The 15,756-nt window shown below is 75.0% G+C and carries 17 protein-coding genes; 6 read left to right on the top strand and 11 right to left on the bottom strand.

Annotated elements, in window-relative coordinates; translation table 11 throughout:
• Positions 1 to 58: 58 nt before the first annotated feature.
• Both MLV88_RS17700 and MLV88_RS17695 read right to left on the bottom strand, forming a co-directional pair.
• Positions 59 to 868, bottom strand: a complete 810-nt coding sequence (locus tag MLV88_RS17700) for an ABC transporter substrate-binding protein (RefSeq protein ID WP_243338215.1) — start codon at positions 866 to 868, stop codon at positions 59 to 61.
• 145 nt (positions 869 to 1,013) lie between these two features.
• Positions 1,014 to 1,325 (bottom strand): DUF3467 domain-containing protein, encoded by a 312-nt coding sequence (locus MLV88_RS17695; protein ID WP_242337791.1) that lies wholly within the window; start codon positions 1,323 to 1,325, stop codon positions 1,014 to 1,016.
• Positions 1,326 to 1,426: 101 nt separating this feature from the next.
• On the opposite strand from MLV88_RS17695, the gene MLV88_RS17690 reads away from it, so the two are divergent.
• Positions 1,427 to 2,320 (top strand): alpha/beta hydrolase, encoded by an 894-nt coding sequence (locus tag MLV88_RS17690; RefSeq protein WP_243338213.1) that lies wholly within the window; start codon positions 1,427 to 1,429, stop codon positions 2,318 to 2,320.
• A gap of 2 nt (positions 2,321 to 2,322) precedes the next feature.
• Positions 2,323 to 3,801, top strand: a complete 1,479-nt coding sequence (gene glpK, locus MLV88_RS17685) for a glycerol kinase GlpK (protein ID WP_242352867.1) — start codon at positions 2,323 to 2,325, stop codon at positions 3,799 to 3,801.
• Positions 3,802 to 3,840: 39 nt separating this feature from the next.
• Here the strand turns inward: glpK and radA are convergent, their stop codons facing one another.
• A complete protein-coding gene (gene radA / locus MLV88_RS17680) occupies positions 3,841 to 5,226 on the bottom strand; it encodes a DNA repair protein RadA (RefSeq protein ID WP_243338211.1) in 1,386 nt (461 codons plus the stop codon).
• 118 nt (positions 5,227 to 5,344) lie between these two features.
• On the opposite strand from radA, the gene MLV88_RS17675 reads away from it, so the two are divergent.
• On the top strand, positions 5,345 to 5,581 hold the full coding sequence (locus tag MLV88_RS17675; RefSeq protein WP_242337783.1) for a YgaP family membrane protein: 237 nt from the start codon (positions 5,345 to 5,347) through the stop codon (positions 5,579 to 5,581).
• A 138-nt stretch (positions 5,582 to 5,719) separates the two neighbouring features.
• Here the strand turns inward: MLV88_RS17675 and MLV88_RS17670 are convergent, their stop codons facing one another.
• Positions 5,720 to 5,872 (bottom strand): lmo0937 family membrane protein, encoded by a 153-nt coding sequence (locus MLV88_RS17670; RefSeq protein ID WP_242337781.1) that lies wholly within the window; start codon positions 5,870 to 5,872, stop codon positions 5,720 to 5,722.
• 161 nt (positions 5,873 to 6,033) lie between these two features.
• On the opposite strand from MLV88_RS17670, the gene bioB reads away from it, so the two are divergent.
• The 3 genes from bioB (at position 6,034) to MLV88_RS17655 (ending at position 8,630) form a co-directional block, all read left to right on the top strand.
• On the top strand, positions 6,034 to 7,143 hold the full coding sequence (gene bioB / locus MLV88_RS17665; protein WP_243338209.1) for a biotin synthase BioB: 1,110 nt from the start codon (positions 6,034 to 6,036) through the stop codon (positions 7,141 to 7,143).
• Between the two features lie 3 nt (positions 7,144 to 7,146).
• Complete coding sequence (gene bioF, locus MLV88_RS17660) at positions 7,147 to 8,325, top strand: 8-amino-7-oxononanoate synthase (RefSeq protein WP_243338207.1); 1,179 nt, start codon at positions 7,147 to 7,149, stop codon at positions 8,323 to 8,325.
• A 65-nt stretch (positions 8,326 to 8,390) separates the two neighbouring features.
• A complete protein-coding gene (locus tag MLV88_RS17655) occupies positions 8,391 to 8,630 on the top strand; it encodes a DUF2905 domain-containing protein (protein WP_242337775.1) in 240 nt (79 codons plus the stop codon).
• 9 nt (positions 8,631 to 8,639) lie between these two features.
• Here MLV88_RS17655 and MLV88_RS17650 read toward each other — a convergent pair whose 3' ends face one another.
• From MLV88_RS17650 to MLV88_RS17620, 7 genes are all read right to left on the bottom strand, one after another.
• The gene (locus MLV88_RS17650) at positions 8,640 to 8,972 is read right to left on the bottom strand and encodes a hypothetical protein (RefSeq protein ID WP_242337773.1); all 333 of its coding nucleotides are present in this window, start codon (positions 8,970 to 8,972) and stop codon (positions 8,640 to 8,642) included.
• 113 nt (positions 8,973 to 9,085) lie between these two features.
• A complete protein-coding gene (locus MLV88_RS17645; protein WP_408628796.1) occupies positions 9,086 to 9,574 on the bottom strand; it encodes a hypothetical protein in 489 nt (162 codons plus the stop codon).
• A gap of 2 nt (positions 9,575 to 9,576) precedes the next feature.
• Positions 9,577 to 12,882, bottom strand: a complete 3,306-nt coding sequence (locus tag MLV88_RS17640) for a protein kinase domain-containing protein (RefSeq protein WP_243338204.1) — start codon at positions 12,880 to 12,882, stop codon at positions 9,577 to 9,579.
• A gap of 14 nt (positions 12,883 to 12,896) precedes the next feature.
• On the bottom strand, positions 12,897 to 13,466 hold the full coding sequence (locus MLV88_RS17635; protein ID WP_242341454.1) for an RNA polymerase sigma factor: 570 nt from the start codon (positions 13,464 to 13,466) through the stop codon (positions 12,897 to 12,899).
• A gap of 187 nt (positions 13,467 to 13,653) precedes the next feature.
• The gene (locus tag MLV88_RS17630; RefSeq protein WP_242341453.1) at positions 13,654 to 13,884 is read right to left on the bottom strand and encodes a hypothetical protein; all 231 of its coding nucleotides are present in this window, start codon (positions 13,882 to 13,884) and stop codon (positions 13,654 to 13,656) included.
• Positions 13,885 to 15,096: a threonine ammonia-lyase gene (locus tag MLV88_RS17625; RefSeq protein WP_243338202.1), complete on the bottom strand. Its 1,212-nt coding sequence runs from the start codon at positions 15,094 to 15,096 to the stop codon at positions 13,885 to 13,887.
• Positions 15,097 to 15,254: 158 nt separating this feature from the next.
• A complete protein-coding gene (locus MLV88_RS17620) occupies positions 15,255 to 15,716 on the bottom strand; it encodes a helix-turn-helix transcriptional regulator (RefSeq protein WP_242341451.1) in 462 nt (153 codons plus the stop codon).
• Positions 15,717 to 15,756: the final 40 nt, after the last annotated feature.

Here is a 15,756-nt window from a genome sequence, read left to right as displayed (position 1 = left end):
ACCGTCCACGGAACGGGGGTTCAGGCCCGGCCGCGGCGGCCGCGCGGCGGCCGCGCGCTCACGCGGCGGTCGCGTCGCGCAGCCACGCCGCCGTCTCGACGAACGACGGGCCGTCGTGGATGAGGTTCCGCCCGCGCTCGGTGGTGGACGCGAGCACGCGTGGCGCGAAGGCACGATCCCAGCCGCGCTCGCGCACGAGCGCCTCCGCGTCGATCGGGTGCTCGGGCTCGGAGAACACGATCACCCAGGCCGGCGCGAGGCCCGGCACCTCGTCGAGCTCCGGCGGGGCGTACGCGTCCGGCCGATCGCCGTGCACGGGCTCGAGCCCCGCGAGCCAGAGCAGGTCGTGCACGAATGCGCGCCCCCCGGGACGCCGCAGGTGGCGGCCGAACCACAGCTCCGCGTACGCGCGTGGCCGCGGGGAGGGAGCGGAGGCGACGAGCTCGGCGCACGCGCGCTCGAGCCGGTCGCAGAGCGCGCGCGCCTCGGCGAGCCGCCCGGTGAGCGCCCCGAGCGCGACGGTGTTCTCGAGGATGCCGAACCGGCTCTGCGGCACGGGCAGGAGCGCCACCGGGAGCCCCGCCGCCGCGAGCCGGCGCGCCAGCGGGAGCTGCACGCCGTCGGTCGCCACGACGAGCTCGGGGCGGACGGCGCGGATCGCCTCGGGGTCGCCGGAGACGTAGTCGGCGACCACGGGCGCGCCGAGGCCGGGCACGTAGCGCGCGCAGTAGGGCGTGACGCCCACCCCCGCGTCGCCCGCGCCGAGCGCGAAGAGCGTCTCGGTGGCGGACGAGACCAGGGAGACGATGCGCCCGGGGCGCTCCGGCAGCTCGAACGTGGTGCCGAGGAGCGGGGAGGAGATCTTCATGAAACGCTCCGTGGAGGACCGCCGAGCGAGGCGAGCGCCGGGGCGTCGCCGCGTCCGGCGGAGCCGTGATGGGACGCGACGAGCAGGGGCGGCGACGCACGAACCCCGAGCGGGAGGGGGCGGGAGACGGCGTGGCTCGCCGGCGTCACGCCACCGCGCCTCCGTGGGGGAAGTGAGGCGTGTCGCCGAGGTCCAGCTCGCCGAAGCGCGCCTCGTACTTCGCGACGTTGTCCTGGATCGCGAGCATGAGCCGCTTCATGTGCTTGGGCGTCGTGATGATCCGCGAGCGGACGGTCGCCTTCGGCGCCTGCGGCTGGATGTAGATGAGGTCGAGGGTGAACTCGGTCTCGGTGTGGTTCACCATCGCCATGTTGACGAACACTCCGTTCGCCGTGACGGGGTCGATCTCGAGCTGGAGCTGGATCGCGTGCGGCGGGACGCCGGGCTTGTCGGACATGCCGCGGTGTTAGCATGCCGGCGCCGGGAGCGCTGCCTGGACGGGGCCGTCGCACCGGGAGCATTGAAACGTAGCCCGTCCAGGGGTAAGCGATCGTTCGGTTGGCACGCACGGGCATCGAGCACGGGAGGGAGTTCGAGCTGCGCGGCGGCCCGGACGCCGTCCTGCTCCTGCACGGGCTCACGGGCTCCACCTTCGAGATGCACGTCGTGGCGCGCCGCCTCGCCGACACCGGCATGCGCTGCCTCGCGCCGGTCATGGCGGGGCACGGCGGCGACCCCCGGGACCTGCTCGGCGTGCCGTGGTCGGAGTGGATCGCGAAGGCGCGCCGGGAGCTCGGCCGGCTCGAGGGCGCGCGGCGCACGTTCGTGGTCGGCTGCTCGATGGGCGCGCTCGTCGCCTGCGCGCTCGCCCACGATCACCCTGAGCGCGTCGACGGCCTCGTCCTCCTCGCCCCCGCGCTCGAGCTCCAGCTCCACGGCCGCCTCGGCGCCTTGCTGGCGCGGCTCGGGCCTGTCTCGCGCATCGTCGTCCCCAAGGAGGCGGGCTCGGACGTCCGCGATCCCGAAATGCGCGAGCGCAACCGCGCCCCGACCCTCGGCGGCGTGCCGCTCGGTGCGGTCGCGGAGCTCGCCGCGCTCGCCGCGCACGTGGACCGCCAGCTACCGGGCATCGCCGCGCCCGCGCTGGTCGTCGCCGGGGCGCGCGATCACACCGTCACCGTCGGCGGGGCCCGGCGGATCGCGCGGCGCATCGGGAGCGGGCCGGCCGAGCTCGTGGTCCTCGAGGACAGCTGGCACCTCGTCGGGATCGACGTGGAGCGCGATCTCTGCGCCGGCGTGACCGCGCGCTTCCTGACGAGCCTCCCCGTGCCGGGGGCGCGCGCCACGCCGGAGCCGGGGCGGAGGACGCGCGGCGACGACGGCGCCCGGGCGCGGGAGCGGAGCGGCGGCACGAGGCGACGCGGGCCGGGGTGGAGCCCGCGCGCGAGGTGAGCATGGCTTCCTACGTGATGGCGATCGACCAGGGGACGACCGGGACGACCGTCCTCGTCCTCGACAAGCGGCTCGGGCTCCGCGCGCGGGTGAACCAGGAGTTCCGGCAGATCTTCCCGAAGCCGGGCTGGGTGGAGCACGATCTCGACGACATCTGGGGCTCGACGATCGCGACGGTCCAGCGCGCGCTGCGCGAGGCGGGCCTCACCGGTCGGGACATCGCCGCGATCGGGATCACGAACCAGCGCGAGACGACCGCGGCCTGGGATCGGATCTCGGGGCGCGCGCTGCACCACGCCATCGTCTGGCAGGACCGGCGCACCACCGACGTGTGCGCCTTGCTCAAGGCGGAGGGGCACGAGCCGCGGGTGCGCGAGAAGACCGGGCTCGTCATCGATCCCTACTTCTCCGCGACCAAGATGCGCTGGCTCCTCGACAACGTCCGCGGCCTGCGCGAGCGGGCGGACTCGGGCGCGGCGGCGTTCGGGACGATCGACAGCTACCTCGTCTGGCGCCTCACGAACGGCGCCACCCACGTGACGGACGTGTCGAACGCGAGCCGCACGCTGCTCATGGACCTGCGCACGCGCGCGTGGGACCGCGAGCTCCTGGACCTGTTCGGCGTGCCGCGCAACGTCCTGCCCGAGATCGTCCCCTCCTCGCACGTGTACGGTGTCACGCGGAACGTGAAGGTCCTGCCGGACGGGATCCCGGTCGCGGGCATGGCGGGCGACCAGCAGGCGGCGCTGTTCGGCCAGGCGTGCTTCCAGCCCGGCGAGGCGAAGTGCACCTACGGCACGGGCGCGTTCCTGCTCCAGAACATCGGGAAGGACCCCCTCCTGTCGTCGCGCGGCCTCCTCACCACCGTCGCCTGGGACGTCGCCGGCGAGGTGACCTACGCGCTCGAGGGCTCCTCCTTCATCGCGGGGGCCGCCGTGCAGTGGCTGCGGGATGGGCTCGGCCTGTTCAAGAAGACGCCGGACGTCGAGGTGCTCGCGAGGCAGGTGAAGGACACGGGCGACCTCGTGTTCGTCCCGGCGCTCGCCGGGCTCGGCGCGCCGCACTGGCGCCCCGAGGCCCGCGGCGTCATCCGCGGCATCGACCGGGGCGTCACCGCCGCGCACCTCGCCCGCGCCACGCTCGAGGGCATCGCGTTCCTCATCTACGATCTCGCCGAGGCGATGCGGGCCGAGGCGGGCAAGGCCTACCCGGTCTTCAAGGTGGACGGCGGCGCCTCGCAGAACGACCTGCTCATGCAGTTCCAGGCGGACCTGCTCGACGTGCCCGTCGAGCGCCCGCGCATGATCGACACCACCGCCCTCGGCGCCGCGTTCCTCGCCGGCCTCGCGACCGGGTTCTGGAAGGATCGCGAGGAGATCCGCAAGGCGTGGAAGGTCGGCAAGCGCTTCGACCCGAGGATGAAGCCGGTCGAGCGCGAGGGGCATCTCGCGAAGTGGCGAAAGGCAGTCCAGTCGGCCTGAGTCGGCGCACGATCCCGGGCTGCTGCGCTGGCGCGGCGGTCACCCCAACCGATCGAGCGCGTCCGCGACGGTGTCCACCCCGACGATCTCGATCCCCGCCGGCACCTCGGCGTGCCGCGCGCTCGCGGCCGGGATGATGGCTCGCTCGAAGCCGAGCCGCGCCGCCTCGGCGAGGCGGATCTCGGGCTGGGAGACGGCGCGGACCTCACCCGCGAGGCCGACCTCGCCGAGCACGAGCGTCCGCCGCGGCAGCGCGCGATCGCGGAAGCTCGAGGCGAGCGCGGCCACGGCGGCGAGATCCGCGGCGGGATCGTCCACCGACAGCCCCCCGGCGACGTTCACGAAGAGATCGCAGCCCAGGATCTCCATCCCGACCTTCTTCTCGAGCACCGCCGCGAGGAGGGCCACCCGGTTCGAGTCGATCCCCAGCGCCGTGCGGCGGGGGGTGCCGAAGCCGGTCGGCGCGACGAGCGCCTGGATCTCGACGAGCAGGGTGCGCGTCCCGTTCAGCACCGCGGCCACGGCGCTGCCCGGCGCGTCCTCGGGGCGCTCGGCGAGGAACAGCGCCGACGGGTTCGTGACCTCGGCGAGCCCGCCGGACTTCATCTCGAACACGCCGATCTCGCTCGCCGAGCCGAAGCGGTTCTTGTGCGCCCGCAGCACGCGGTACGGGTGCGCGCCCCCGCCCTCGAAGTACAGGACGGTGTCGACCATGTGCTCGAGGACGCGCGGGCCGGCGATGGCGCCGTCCTTCGTCACGTGCCCCACGAGGAAGACCGGCGTCTCGCTCGTCTTGGCGTACGCCATGAACCGCGCTGCGACCTCGCGGATCTGCGTCACCGTGCCGGGCGCGCTCTGCAGCTCGGGCAGGTACTGCGTCTGGATGGAGTCCACCGCCACCGCGGCGGGCGCGAGCGCCTCTGCCGCGTGCAGCACCTTCTGGGCGTCGGTCTCGGCGAGCACGCGGAGGTTCGGGGCACCGACCCCCAGCCGATCGGCGCGGAGCTTCACCTGGCGCGCCGACTCCTCGCCGGAGACGTACAGCACCGGCCGGTCCGGGGTGGCGCGCGCGAGGCGGTCGAGCGCCGCGAGGAGCAGGGTGGACTTGCCGATGCCGGGGTCTCCGCCGAGCAGGACGAGCGCACCCGGGACGACGCCGCCGCCGAGCACGCGGTCGAGCTCTCCGATGCCGGTCCGCTGCCGGTCCTCCTCCCGGGCCTCGACCTCGGCGAGCGAGATCGGCCTCGCCGAGCTGGCGACCCCCCAGCCGCGCGGCGACGCACCCCTCGGCTCCGGCGCGGCGACCTCCTCCTGCATCGTGTTCCACTGCTTGCATGCCGGGCACTGGCCGAGCCACTTCGGGCTCGTCTGTCCGCACTCGGCACAGGCGTAGACGGTCTTCGCCTTCGGGGCGGGGCGGGCCATGCGCACCGTTAGCACGCGGCTCTGACCGCGTCGGGGCGGCGGGGCGAACCCTTTCGGCGTCGCTCCGTCTCCGACGCCCCGTGGCGTCCACCCGAGGTCGCCCGGGAGTCCACCTGAGATGACCGTAGATCGCGCCGTCCGCGTCCTCGCGGGAACCTTCGTCCTTCTTTCCCTCGCCCTGGGCGTCGAGGCGAGCCCGCTCTTCGTCTCGGCCCGCTTCCTGTGGTTCACGGCCTTCGTGGGCCTGAACCTCGTGCAGAGCGCCTTCTCGGGGTTCTGCCCGGCGGAGATGATCCTGAGGAAGGCCGGGCTGCCCGACCGGGAGCCGGAGACGCTCGCGCAGCCGCGCGCGTGAGCACCGCGCGGTCGCGACGGTGTCGTCGCGGCGCGTCACGCTCCGTCGAATGGCGCGGCGCTGGCTCGCCTGGCCGGCGGGCGACCGGCAGGAACGACGCGGCGGCGCCGTCCGTACGGGACGACGCCGCCGCCAGCGTCAGACCGCAGCGGAACCGCGGCGCATCACAGCGAAGATGAGCGAGATGACCGCGAGGATGAGCAGCAGGTGAATCCACCAGCCCAGCGTCGCGCCGGAGACCATGCCGATGGCCCACAGCACGACGAGCAGGATCGTGATCGTCCAGAGCATTGTTTCCCTCCCGATCGAGAAGCTAGCCACTGCTCCGGGGCCGACGCAGCCGGCGGCTCCGCTCCGCCGGGCCGCGGGGGGAGGTCGGCGCGGCGCGTCGTAAACCCCTGCCTGACCGGTCGGTTGACGAGCGGATCGGCGGCCTCTATCGTGCGGCTCCCATGTGCGAGACCGCCAAGACCACGCTCCCGCCCGGCATCACGCCCATCGGCGCCGACGAGGCGCGCACGCTCATCCGCCACACCTCCGGCCCTGCGCTCGAGGCGCTGCTCGATCGCGCCGAGGCCGTGCGCCGCGCCGTCCACGGCGACGAGGTGGCGCTCTGCGGCATCACGAACGCGAAGAGCGGCCGCTGCCCCGAGAACTGCGGGTTCTGCTCGCAGTCGGCGCACTTCCCCGCGGCGGACGCGCCGGTCTACCCGCTCGTCCCGGCCGAGGAGATCGTGGCCCAGGCGAAGGCCGCGGAGCGCGCCGGCGCGCGCGAGTTCTCGATCGTGACCTCCGGCACGCGCGTCGCGAAGGAGAGCGAGCTCGCGACGATCGAGGAGGCGGTGCGGAAGCTGCGCGCCGAGACGGCGGTGGAGCCGTGCGCGTCGCTCGGCCTCGTGCGCGAGCCGGAGCTCGTCCGGCTCAAGGCCGCCGGGCTCATGCACTACCATCACAACCTCGAGACGGCGCGCAGCTTCTTCGAGAACGTCTGCACCACGCACACCTACGACGAGCAGCTCGAGACCATCCGCGCCGCGAAGCGGCAGGGCCTGCAGCTGTGCTCGGGCGGCATCCTCGGGATGGGCGAGACCCCCGAGCAGCGCGTCGAGCTCGCCGAGACCATCCGCGAGCTCGGCGTCCACTGCGTGCCGATGAACTTCCTGAACCCGCGGCCCGGCACGCCGATGGAGCACGTGAGCGCGATCACCGCGGAGGAGTGCCTCGCCGCGATCGCGGTGTTCCGCCTCATGATGCCGGCCGCGCACATCTTCGTGATGGGCGGCCGCGAGGTGAACCTCGGCGTCCACCAGCACCTCATCTTCCGGGCCGGCGCGAACGGCACCATGATCGGCAACTACCTCACGAGCGCGGGGCGCGGTCCGGGCGAGACGGTGGAGATGGTGGAGGCCCAGGGGCTCTCGCTCCGGGCGCCCGACACCGGCCGCGCCTGGTCGTTCGACGGGACGGTCCCTCCCGACGCCGAGTGGAACCGCCGCGCCGCCGAGCCGGGCGGGAAGCGGGCGCTGCCCGTCGTCGGGGCGCCGCGCGGCGGCTGCGCGTAGCCGATGGGGCGCGCCTCGCTCGACTGGATCGACCGCGAGCTCGAGGCGCTCGAGACGAAGGGGCTCCGCCGCGCGCTCGAGCCGATCGGCTCGCCCCAGGGGCCGGAGGTGGAGCTCGGCGGCCGCCGCCTCGTGAACCTCTGCTCGAACGACTACCTCGCGCTCGCGGCCGACCCGCGCCTCAGGCGCGCCGCCGCGGACGCGGCCGAGCGCGAGGGGGCGGGGAGCGGCGCCTCGCGCCTCGTCGCCGGCGATCTCCCGGTGCACGGCGCGCTCGAGCGGGCGCTCGCGGCGCACGCCGGGGCGGAGGCCGCGCTCCTGTTCGGCTCCGGCTACCACGCGAACGCGGGCGTCCCCCCGGCCCTGGTCGGACGCGACGACGCGGTCTTCTCCGACGTACTGAACCACGCGTCCATCGTCGACGGCTGCCTCCTGTCACGCGCGGAGCTCGTGCGCTACCGGCACTGCGACGTCCAGGAGCTCGCGGACCTGCTCGCGCGCTCGCGCGCGCGGCGCAAGCTCGTCGTCACCGACGCGATCTTCTCCATGGACGGCGACGCCGCGCCGCTCCGCGAGCTCGCCGAGCTCTGCGACCGGCACGGCGCGATGCTCTACGTGGACGAGGCGCACGCGGAGGGCGTGCTCGGGCCGCGGGGCGGCGGGCTGGCCGAGGCGCTCGGGATCGCCCACCGCGTCGACGTGCACATGGGAACGCTCGGCAAGGCGCTCGGCGCGGCCGGCGCGTTCGTGGCCGGGGAGCGGCGGCTCGTCGATCTGCTGATCACCCGCGCGCGGACGTTCGTGTTCACCACGGCGCCCGCGCCCGCGGCGTCGGCCGCCGCGCTCGCCGCGCTCGGGATCGTCGCGTCGGAGCCGGAGCGCAGGGAGCGGCTCGGGGCGCTCGTCGCGCGCATGAAGGCCGGCCTGGCCCGGCTCGGCTTCGACGTGGCGCGCGTGGTCGCGCCGATCTTCCCCGTGATCCTCGGGGACGAGGCCCGGGCCGTCGCCGCGTCCCGGGCCCTGCGCGAGCGCGGCTTCTACGTGCGCGCGATCCGCCCGCCCACGGTGCCGCGCGGCACGAGCCGGCTGCGCGTCACGCTGACCGCAGGGCACACGGAGGCGCAGGTGGACGCCTTCCTCGTCGCGCTCGCAGAGGTGATCACCCTAGCCGCGAAGGGCTGAGCCGAACCGGGGTCCCCGTCGGCTCACCCTTCGCGACACGCTCTCGCCTCCGCTAGGATGGGTGCATGGCAGCGGGTGGCCTCGGGGGCCTCGGCCGGATGCTCGTCCTCGCCGGCGCGATCATCGCGCTCGCCGGGGTCCTCCTCATCCTCGCCGAGCGCTTCCCCGGGCTTCGCCTCGGACGGCTGCCGGGCGACGTCTCCGTGGAGCGGGACGGCTTCCGCCTCTACCTCCCGCTCGGCACGTCGATCGTCCTGTCGATCCTCCTCACGCTGCTGCTCTGGCTCCTCGGTCGACGAGGCTGACCGTCCGCGTCACGGCGCCTGGCAGAGCGCGGGCGGCGTGTGGACCTGCAGCGTGGCGGGCGTGACGACAGCCGCCGCTCGGTCTCGCTGGGCGGTGGCCGGCGGCGTCCGCGCGCGGCGCGGCGCGTCGGTCTGCTGCGCGGCGCGCGCAGCGAGGACGTGGGCGTAGGCATCGCGTCGCGCCTCGACCCCGTACAGCCATTCGGCGCTCGACTTCGTGGGCACCAGGTCGGTCGCGAAGGCGACGGCGATACCGAGCCAGAGAGCGATCGTGACGAACCCGGCGAGACGCCGCCTGCGCGGCAACCCGGCAAAGAGGACTTCCTGCTTCTCGCGCGTCATTTTCCGCTCCTCCAGAGGGCGCTGCCACCACCCGATGATCTAGAGCAGCGAGAAGGAGTCTCGTGACGCGCGCCGGCGCGGTCCCTGGGGGGCCCACCGCAGGGCCAGGGGTATCACCGGAGGCGCGCGTAGCCCACGAGCGTCTGTAGCTCGAAGGGACTCCCCTTACCGACTTCACCTGACGCACAGCTCGTGAACGTGCCGCGGCCGACCGCGCGCGCGTACGCGCCCGTGCCGCCCACGACCGTCCAGCGCCCGAACAGCGCCGGGAAGCGCGGCACCTTCGCGGTGCGCTGCACGCGGAGGACGAGCGTCCCGCGCGCGCCCTCGAGCACGCGCTCCACCGTCGCCTGCGACGCGAACCCGCCGTCGTCCCGCGCCGTCCCCTCGTCGAGGAGGTCGCCGGAGATCGTCTCGAGCCGGAACTTGCCGGTGTACTGCCAGGGCGGGAACGTGACGCGGACCTCGACGCGCTCGGCGCCGGCCGGCGGTGGCTCCGGAGCGGGGGGCGGGAGCCGCGGTGGCGTGGGCGCGTCGGCGTGCGCGGGCGCGGCGGCGAGCGCGGCCACGAGGGAGAGGGCGGCGAGGGCGCGGGCGTTCACGGTCATCCTCCCCGCGCCGAGGTCGGCGGCGGAAGGCCGGCGCCCGGCTCTCCCTCCGGAGGCCGGCGGGGCTCGGGCGCCCGCCCGTGGCGCTGCTCGCACGCGGCGGCCCGGCGCTCCGCCTCCGCCGCGCTCTCCCCGAGGATCTGGACCCGGTGCGCCACCGGCAGGCACGCCGTCGTCGAGGCGCGAAGGAGGGCGAGCACGCGTCCCCACGAGACGGTCCACACGCGCGCGGTGCCGTCGACCGAGGCCGTCGCGAGCTCGGTGCCGTCCGGGCTGAACGCCGCGTGCCCCACGCTGCCGTCGTGGCCGCGCAGGATGAGCGGCTCGCCGGTGCCCGAGGCCGGGTAGACGCGCACGATGCCGTCGTGCGAGGTGAGCGCGATGCGGTCGCCGTCCGGGCTCGCCGCCGCGGAGAAGAGCCCCTCCGGCAGCGCCGCGATGGGCGGCAGCTCCTCGAGCGGCTCGAGCCGGTACACGTGCAGCGGCCCGTTCTCCTCGGCGACGAGCAGGCGCGTCCCGTCGGGCGTCACCGTCGCGCGGAAGACGCTCCGCTCCGCGCGGATGACGCTCGCCGGGGAGCCGTCCACCGGCCAGATGCGGACGGTAGCGTCGAGCTGCGAGGCCGAGACCACGAACTTGCCGTCCGGCGTCCAGCACACCGAGGTGATGCCCTTCTCGTGGCCGTAAAGCACGAGCGGCTCGCCGTCCCCGTCGGCGGGCCAGATGCGCACGGTGCCGTCGAGCGAGGCGCTCGCGATGCGGGTGCCGTCGGGGCTGAACGCCGCCGAGAGGACCGAGCTCGTGTGGCCGCGCAGCTCGCGGAGCAGCCGCCCGTCGCGGGCGTCCCAGAGCCGTACCGTCCCGTCCTCCGACGCCGTCACGAGCCGCCGCTCGTCGCGATCCAGGTCCGCCGAGTGCAGCACGCGACCCGGGTCGGAGATGACGAGGGGCGCGCCGTCCCCGTGGATGGGCCAGATCCGCGCCGTGCCGTCGTGCCCGGCGGTGACGATGCGCGTGCCGTCGCGCGTCCACTCGACGGTGTCCACGAGCTCGCCGTGCCCGCGGAGGACGCCGCGCTCCCGCGGGTCCTCGGCCTTCCAGACGCGGATCGTCCGATCCTTCCCCCGCGTGAAGATGCGCGATCCGTCGGGAGAGAACGCCGCCTCGAAGGCCGTGTGGCCGCGGAGCACGAGCGGCGTGCCCTCGCCGTCGGCCGCCCACACCCGCGCGGTCCCGTCCGCGCCGACGGTGAGGACGTGCGCGCCGTCGGGGCTGAAGCGCGCGTCGATGACCGCGCCGCGGTGGCCGCGCAGGCGCACCTGCTGGGCGGGCGCGGAGACCGGGTGGATCCGCGCGGACCCGTCCTGCGAGGCGATCACGATCCGCCGCGAGTCGGGGCTGAACGCGACGGAGGAGAGCGGCGCGCCCGCCGCGCCGAACGCCGCGCGGGGCGTGCCGCCGTCGGAGAAGAGGCGCGCCACCCCGTCCTCGGAGGCCGTGGCGATCGCGCCGCCGTCGGGGGCCCAGGCGAGCGCGAAGATCGCACCGCCGGGCAGGGTCACGCGCGCGAGCAGCGCGCCCGAGCGCGTGTCGAACACGCGCAGGTGCCCGTCTCCGCCGCCGGTGGCGAGCCGCGCGCCGTCCGGTGCGTAGGCGAGGGTCAGCACCGCCCCGTCGTGGACGAGCGGGCGCGCCGGCCGCGCGCCGTCGAGCGGGACGATCCAGGCGCGCCCGTCGAGCGCGCCGACCGCGGCGGATCGGCCGTCGGGCGCGACCGCCAGCGCCGCGTGCGGGCTCGAGCCGGCGGCCAGCACGAGCGGCCTCCCGCTCCCGTCCGCGCGGAACACCCTCAGCTCGCCGTCGTGCGTCCCCACGACATCGCGCGCCCCGTCGGGCGTGAAGGCGAGCGCGGTCGTGTGCAGGCCCGGGGCGGTGAGGACGCGAGCGCCCCCGGTGCCGTCCGCGTTCCAGATGGCCACGCCCGCCGCCGGGGCGCCGCCGCCGGCCGCCTCCGCCGAGCCCACCCCCACGGCGACCTCTCTGCCGTCGGGGCTCACCGCGAGCCCGAGGCCGCCCGGCGGGTGGTCGAGCACGGCGACGGGGATCGGCTCCGACAGGATCCGCTGCGCGATCTCGAGCGCGCGGGCGGGCGGATCCTCGCCGAGCTCGGTCATGAGGAGCGCCGCGGCGAGCGGGTCGGAGGCGCCCTCCGCCGCGCTCGCGATGCGCGAGGCGCGCAGGGCGCGCTCGGCCTCGCCGCGCGCCCGGAGCGCGAGCGCCGCCGCGCCCGAGGCCGCCGCGATCGTGATCGTGCCGAGCACCGCCGCGACGCGGCGCAGCCGGCGGTGGCGCAGCGCCCGGGAGGCGGCGGCGGCCCGCTCGGTGTACGCCTCCTCCACGCGCTGCAGGGCGGCGAGGAGGGCGCTCGCGCTCTGGGGGCGCCCGGCGGGATCCTTCGAGAGGGCGCTCGCGAGCAGCGCGGGGAGCTCGGGCGGCGCGTCGTGCAGGGGGAGCGGCGGCGGCGGGCCGGGATCGAGGGCCGCGCTCCGGCCCTCGACCTGCGGGAACGGGAGCCGTCCGGCGAGCATCTGGAAGAGCATCACCGCGGCGCTGAACACGTCGGCGCGCGCGTCGCCGGGCTCTCCCCGGAGCTGCTCCGGCGCCATGTAGGCCGGCGTGCCGCCGGCGAGGCTCGCGCGATCGAGGAGGCGGGCGAGGCCGAAGTCGAGGATCTTCAGGCCGCCCTCGTCGGTGAGGAAGACGTTGCCCGGCGTGAGGTCCCGGTGGACGACGCCGTTCGCGTGGGCGTGCACGAGCCCGCGCGCGACGTCGCGCGCGAACCGCACCGCCTCGAGCGGCGCCAGCGCGCCGCGGCGGATCCGCTGCTGGAGGGTCTCGCCGCGGAGGAGCTCGAGGATGAGGTACGGCGTCCCCTCGTGGATCCCGTAGTCGTGCAGCGTGACGACGTTCGGGTGGTTGAGCCGGGCGGCCGCCTCGGCCTCCTCGCGGAGCGGCTTCTCGAGCAGCGCCGGCTGCGCGAGCGACGGGCGCATGGCCTTGAACGCGACGAGCCGCCCGAGCTCCGTGTCTCGCGCCTCGAAGACCACGCCGAAGCCGCCGCGCCCCACCTCACGGAGGAGCTCGAACCTCCCGATCCGCTGGCCCGCCACGATGGGGCGGGCGAGGTCGCCGGGATCGCGCGCGGGCGCGCTCGCGAGCTCCATGAGCAGGGAGGACAGAGCCTCGCCGTCCCCCGCCAGCTCCGGGGAGGTGGGGCGCCGCGGGTGGATCCCGTCGTCCATGCGCTCCCGCGCTCCTACTCGAGGAGCCCCTCCTCGCGTGCCATCCGGGCGAGCCGCTCCTTGAGGCGCTCGAACCGCTTGCGGAGCGCCGGCTCGTCCACGCCCTCACCCTCCTCCGCGAGGACGGTCGCGACCTCCCGCCAGGACAGGCCGCGATCGAGCCGGAGCACGAGCAGCGTCTGCTCGTCGGGCGAGAGGCGCGCGCGCAGGAGGTCGATGCCGCGCTGCCGCGCCTCGCGCTGCCCGAGGAGGACGCTCGAGCGCACCTCCTCCGCGATGCGCGACAGCTCCGTGGTCTCCAGGCGCCTGCCGCGCTGCCGGTACGGATCGCGCAGGTGGCGCGCCGCGGCGTGCCAGGCGAGCCGGTACGCCCAGACGCGCACCGGGCACTCGCCGCGGAACCCGGGGAGCCCGCGCCAGAGATCCTCGGTGAACTGGGAGAAGACCTCGGCCGCGTCCGCGTCGTTGCGCAGGATCGAGGTGAGGTACCCCAGGATCTGGGGGCCGTAGTCGCGGACGACCGCCTCCGCGCCGGCCTGGAGCTCTCCGTCCTCGATGAGCGCCCCAGCGCGGTCGTCCCTCATGCGCGCGGACCTCCCTGCCGGCTCCCACCTCCGGGGCACGGCTACCAGGCCGGGATCATGACCGACCGGACGGATCCGTTCAACGCACACGAGGCTGCCCAATTTCGTCCTCCGCGGGTCGCCCCCGCAGCGCGGGCGAGGGCTCCCCCGGAGCGAGGCGCGGGCGGGGACGACGTGACGTGCCGTTTCAGCGCGCGTGCTCGCGCGCGTGCTCCTGCAGCTCGCCCACCGCGTCCCGGGCGCGCGCCTCGGGCGAGCGATCGGTCCACATCCGCACGAGGAGGCCAGCGCCGAACCCCACGATCGCGGCCACGATCGCGCCGATGAGGAGCGTGCGCGCCCGCTGCCGCCGGTGCGCGTCCGCCACGATCGCGTCCGCCCGCGCCTCGCCCCCCCTGCGATCCCGCCGCCTCGCCATCTACAGCCCCATGCGCTGCACCTGGTAGCCCCGCTCGCGCAGCGCGGTGAGGAGCTCCTCGACGTGCTCGGGCCCGCGCGTCTCGAGCGTGAGCTGGAGGGTGGTGTCGCCGAACCGGTAGGCGAACGCGCGCGTGTGGTGGACCTCGATCACGTTCGCGCGGTGGTGGGCGACGATCGAGGACACCTTCGCGAGCTGCCCTGGCTTGTCCTGGAGCGCGACGCTGATGCGGACGAGCCGGCCGTCCTTCACGAGGCCGCGCTCGATCACCCGGGCGACGAGGTTCACGTCGATGTTGCCGCCCGAGACGATCGCGACGACGTTGCGGCCCTCGACGCCGCGCAGCTTCCGCTGCATCAGCGCGGCGACCGTGACGGCGCCGGCGCCCTCGGCGACCGTCTTCTCGCGCTCGAGGAGGTACAGGATCGCGCTCGCGATCTCCTCCTCGGAGACGGTGACGATGTCGTCCACGTAGCGCTTCACGTGGTCGAGGGTGAGCTCGCCCGCGCGCTTCACGGCGATGCCGTCGGCGATGGTGTTCGCCGGCTCGAGCGTCACGGGCTTGCCCGCGTCGATCGCCGCGATCATGCAGGGCAGGGCCTCGGTCTCGACGCCGACGACGCGCACGCCCGGACGGCGCTCCTTCGCCGCCACCGCCACGCCGGACACGAGCCCGCCGCCGCCGATCGGGACGACGATCGTCTCGACCTCCGGATCCTGCTCGAGGATCTCGAGGCCGATCGTCCCCTGGCCCGCGATGATGGCGGGGTCGTCGAACGGGTGGACGAACGTGAGCCCCTCGACCTGCTCGAGCCTCCGCGCCTCCGCGTACGCCTCGTCGTAGTTCGCGCCGTGGAGGACGATCCGCGCGCCGTGCGCGCGGGTGTTCGCGACCTTCGTGATGGGCGTCGTCTCCGGCATCACGATGGTCGCCTTCACGCCCAGCCGGCCGGCGTGGTACGCGACCGCCTGCGCATGGTTGCCCGCGCTCGCCGCGATGAGACCGAGATCGCGCTCCGCCGGCGAGAGCAGGAGGAGCTTGTTCAGCGCCCCGCGCTCCTTGTAGGCGCCGGTCATCTGCAGGTTCTCGAGCTTGAGGTGAGCGCTCGTGCCGGTCAGCCGGGAGAGCGTCTCGCTGCGGGCGCAGGGCGAGACGTAGATGCGATCCCGGATCCGGCCGAGCGCAGCCTGGACGTCCTGGAGCGTGATCATGTGGGAGGGTGACGCTACCCCCCGCGGGCGATCGATCGCAAGGCCGGGGGCGCGCGGCGGGCCTGCGCGTCGGCCGTGAGGCCAGCGGCGGGCTCGGCGGTGACGGAGGCGGCGCGCCGCCGTCGCCGGGCTTCGGCGAACGGCGTGCGCCGCGCCGCCTAGTGCTGGACCAGGCGGCGGGCCAGCTCGACGCGGTTCCGGACGCCGAGCTTGTCGAAGATCGTCTTGAGGTGGCTCTTCACGGTCTGCGAGGCGATCCCGAGCCGCTCCGCGACCTCGCGCGACCGCAGCCCGTCGGCGACGAGCAGGGCGACCTCGCGTTCACGCTGGGTGAGCCCATCGCCCGGAGAGGCTTGCACGGGCTCGGGCCCGATCTGCACCGGCTCCGGCAGCGGCTCCCGCCACAGGTGCAGCTGCGTCTTGCCCTTCCCGACCGCGGTGACCTCGATCCGGAGCCGCTCGCCGTGGCCCTCCATCACGAGCGTGCGGCGGATCCCCGGCGGCCCTTGCTGCGCCCCGTCGGTGAGGCCTCGGAGCTCGCTCGGAATGGTTGCGCCGTCGGTGGCCTCCGGGAAGAACACGCGTAGCATGTCCTCCGCTTGACGGTCGCAGCGGAGCATGGCGTCGCCCTCGCAATGAGCCGCGGCGCCCCGCGGTGCG

The organism is Anaeromyxobacter soli (assembly GCF_022808855.1).
In the GTDB taxonomy this organism is placed as follows: domain Bacteria; phylum Myxococcota; class Myxococcia; order Myxococcales; family Anaeromyxobacteraceae; genus Anaeromyxobacter; species Anaeromyxobacter soli.
Note: the sequence above shows the minus strand (reverse complement) of the source record. Positions and strands in the feature narration are given on the sequence as shown.

Excerpts from the sequence above, each read along its gene's own strand:
- MLV88_RS17650 (WP_242337773.1), bottom strand. The coding sequence starts at position 8,972 with ATGACGCGCGAGAAGCAGGAAGTCCTCTTTGCCGGGTTGCCGCGCAGG.
- MLV88_RS17640 (WP_243338204.1), bottom strand. The coding sequence starts at position 12,882 with ATGGACGACGGGATCCACCCGCGGCGCCCCACCTCCCCGGAGCTGGCG.
- glpK (WP_242352867.1), top strand. The coding sequence starts at position 2,323 with ATGGCTTCCTACGTGATGGCGATCGACCAGGGGACGACCGGGACGACC.
- MLV88_RS17700 (WP_243338215.1), bottom strand. The coding sequence starts at position 868 with ATGAAGATCTCCTCCCCGCTCCTCGGCACCACGTTCGAGCTGCCGGAG.
- bioF (WP_243338207.1), top strand. The coding sequence starts at position 7,147 with ATGGGGCGCGCCTCGCTCGACTGGATCGACCGCGAGCTCGAGGCGCTC.
- MLV88_RS17695 (WP_242337791.1), bottom strand. The coding sequence starts at position 1,325 with ATGTCCGACAAGCCCGGCGTCCCGCCGCACGCGATCCAGCTCCAGCTC.
- MLV88_RS17675 (WP_242337783.1), top strand. The coding sequence starts at position 5,345 with ATGACCGTAGATCGCGCCGTCCGCGTCCTCGCGGGAACCTTCGTCCTT.
- MLV88_RS17620 (WP_242341451.1), bottom strand. The coding sequence starts at position 15,716 with ATGCTCCGCTGCGACCGTCAAGCGGAGGACATGCTACGCGTGTTCTTC.
- bioB (WP_243338209.1), top strand. The coding sequence starts at position 6,034 with ATGTGCGAGACCGCCAAGACCACGCTCCCGCCCGGCATCACGCCCATC.
- radA (WP_243338211.1), bottom strand. The coding sequence starts at position 5,226 with ATGGCCCGCCCCGCCCCGAAGGCGAAGACCGTCTACGCCTGTGCCGAG.
- MLV88_RS17670 (WP_242337781.1), bottom strand. The coding sequence starts at position 5,872 with ATGCTCTGGACGATCACGATCCTGCTCGTCGTGCTGTGGGCCATCGGC.
- MLV88_RS17630 (WP_242341453.1), bottom strand. The coding sequence starts at position 13,884 with ATGGCGAGGCGGCGGGATCGCAGGGGGGGCGAGGCGCGGGCGGACGCG.
- MLV88_RS17635 (WP_242341454.1), bottom strand. The coding sequence starts at position 13,466 with ATGAGGGACGACCGCGCTGGGGCGCTCATCGAGGACGGAGAGCTCCAG.
- MLV88_RS17625 (WP_243338202.1), bottom strand. The coding sequence starts at position 15,096 with ATGATCACGCTCCAGGACGTCCAGGCTGCGCTCGGCCGGATCCGGGAT.
- MLV88_RS17655 (WP_242337775.1), top strand. The coding sequence starts at position 8,391 with ATGGCAGCGGGTGGCCTCGGGGGCCTCGGCCGGATGCTCGTCCTCGCC.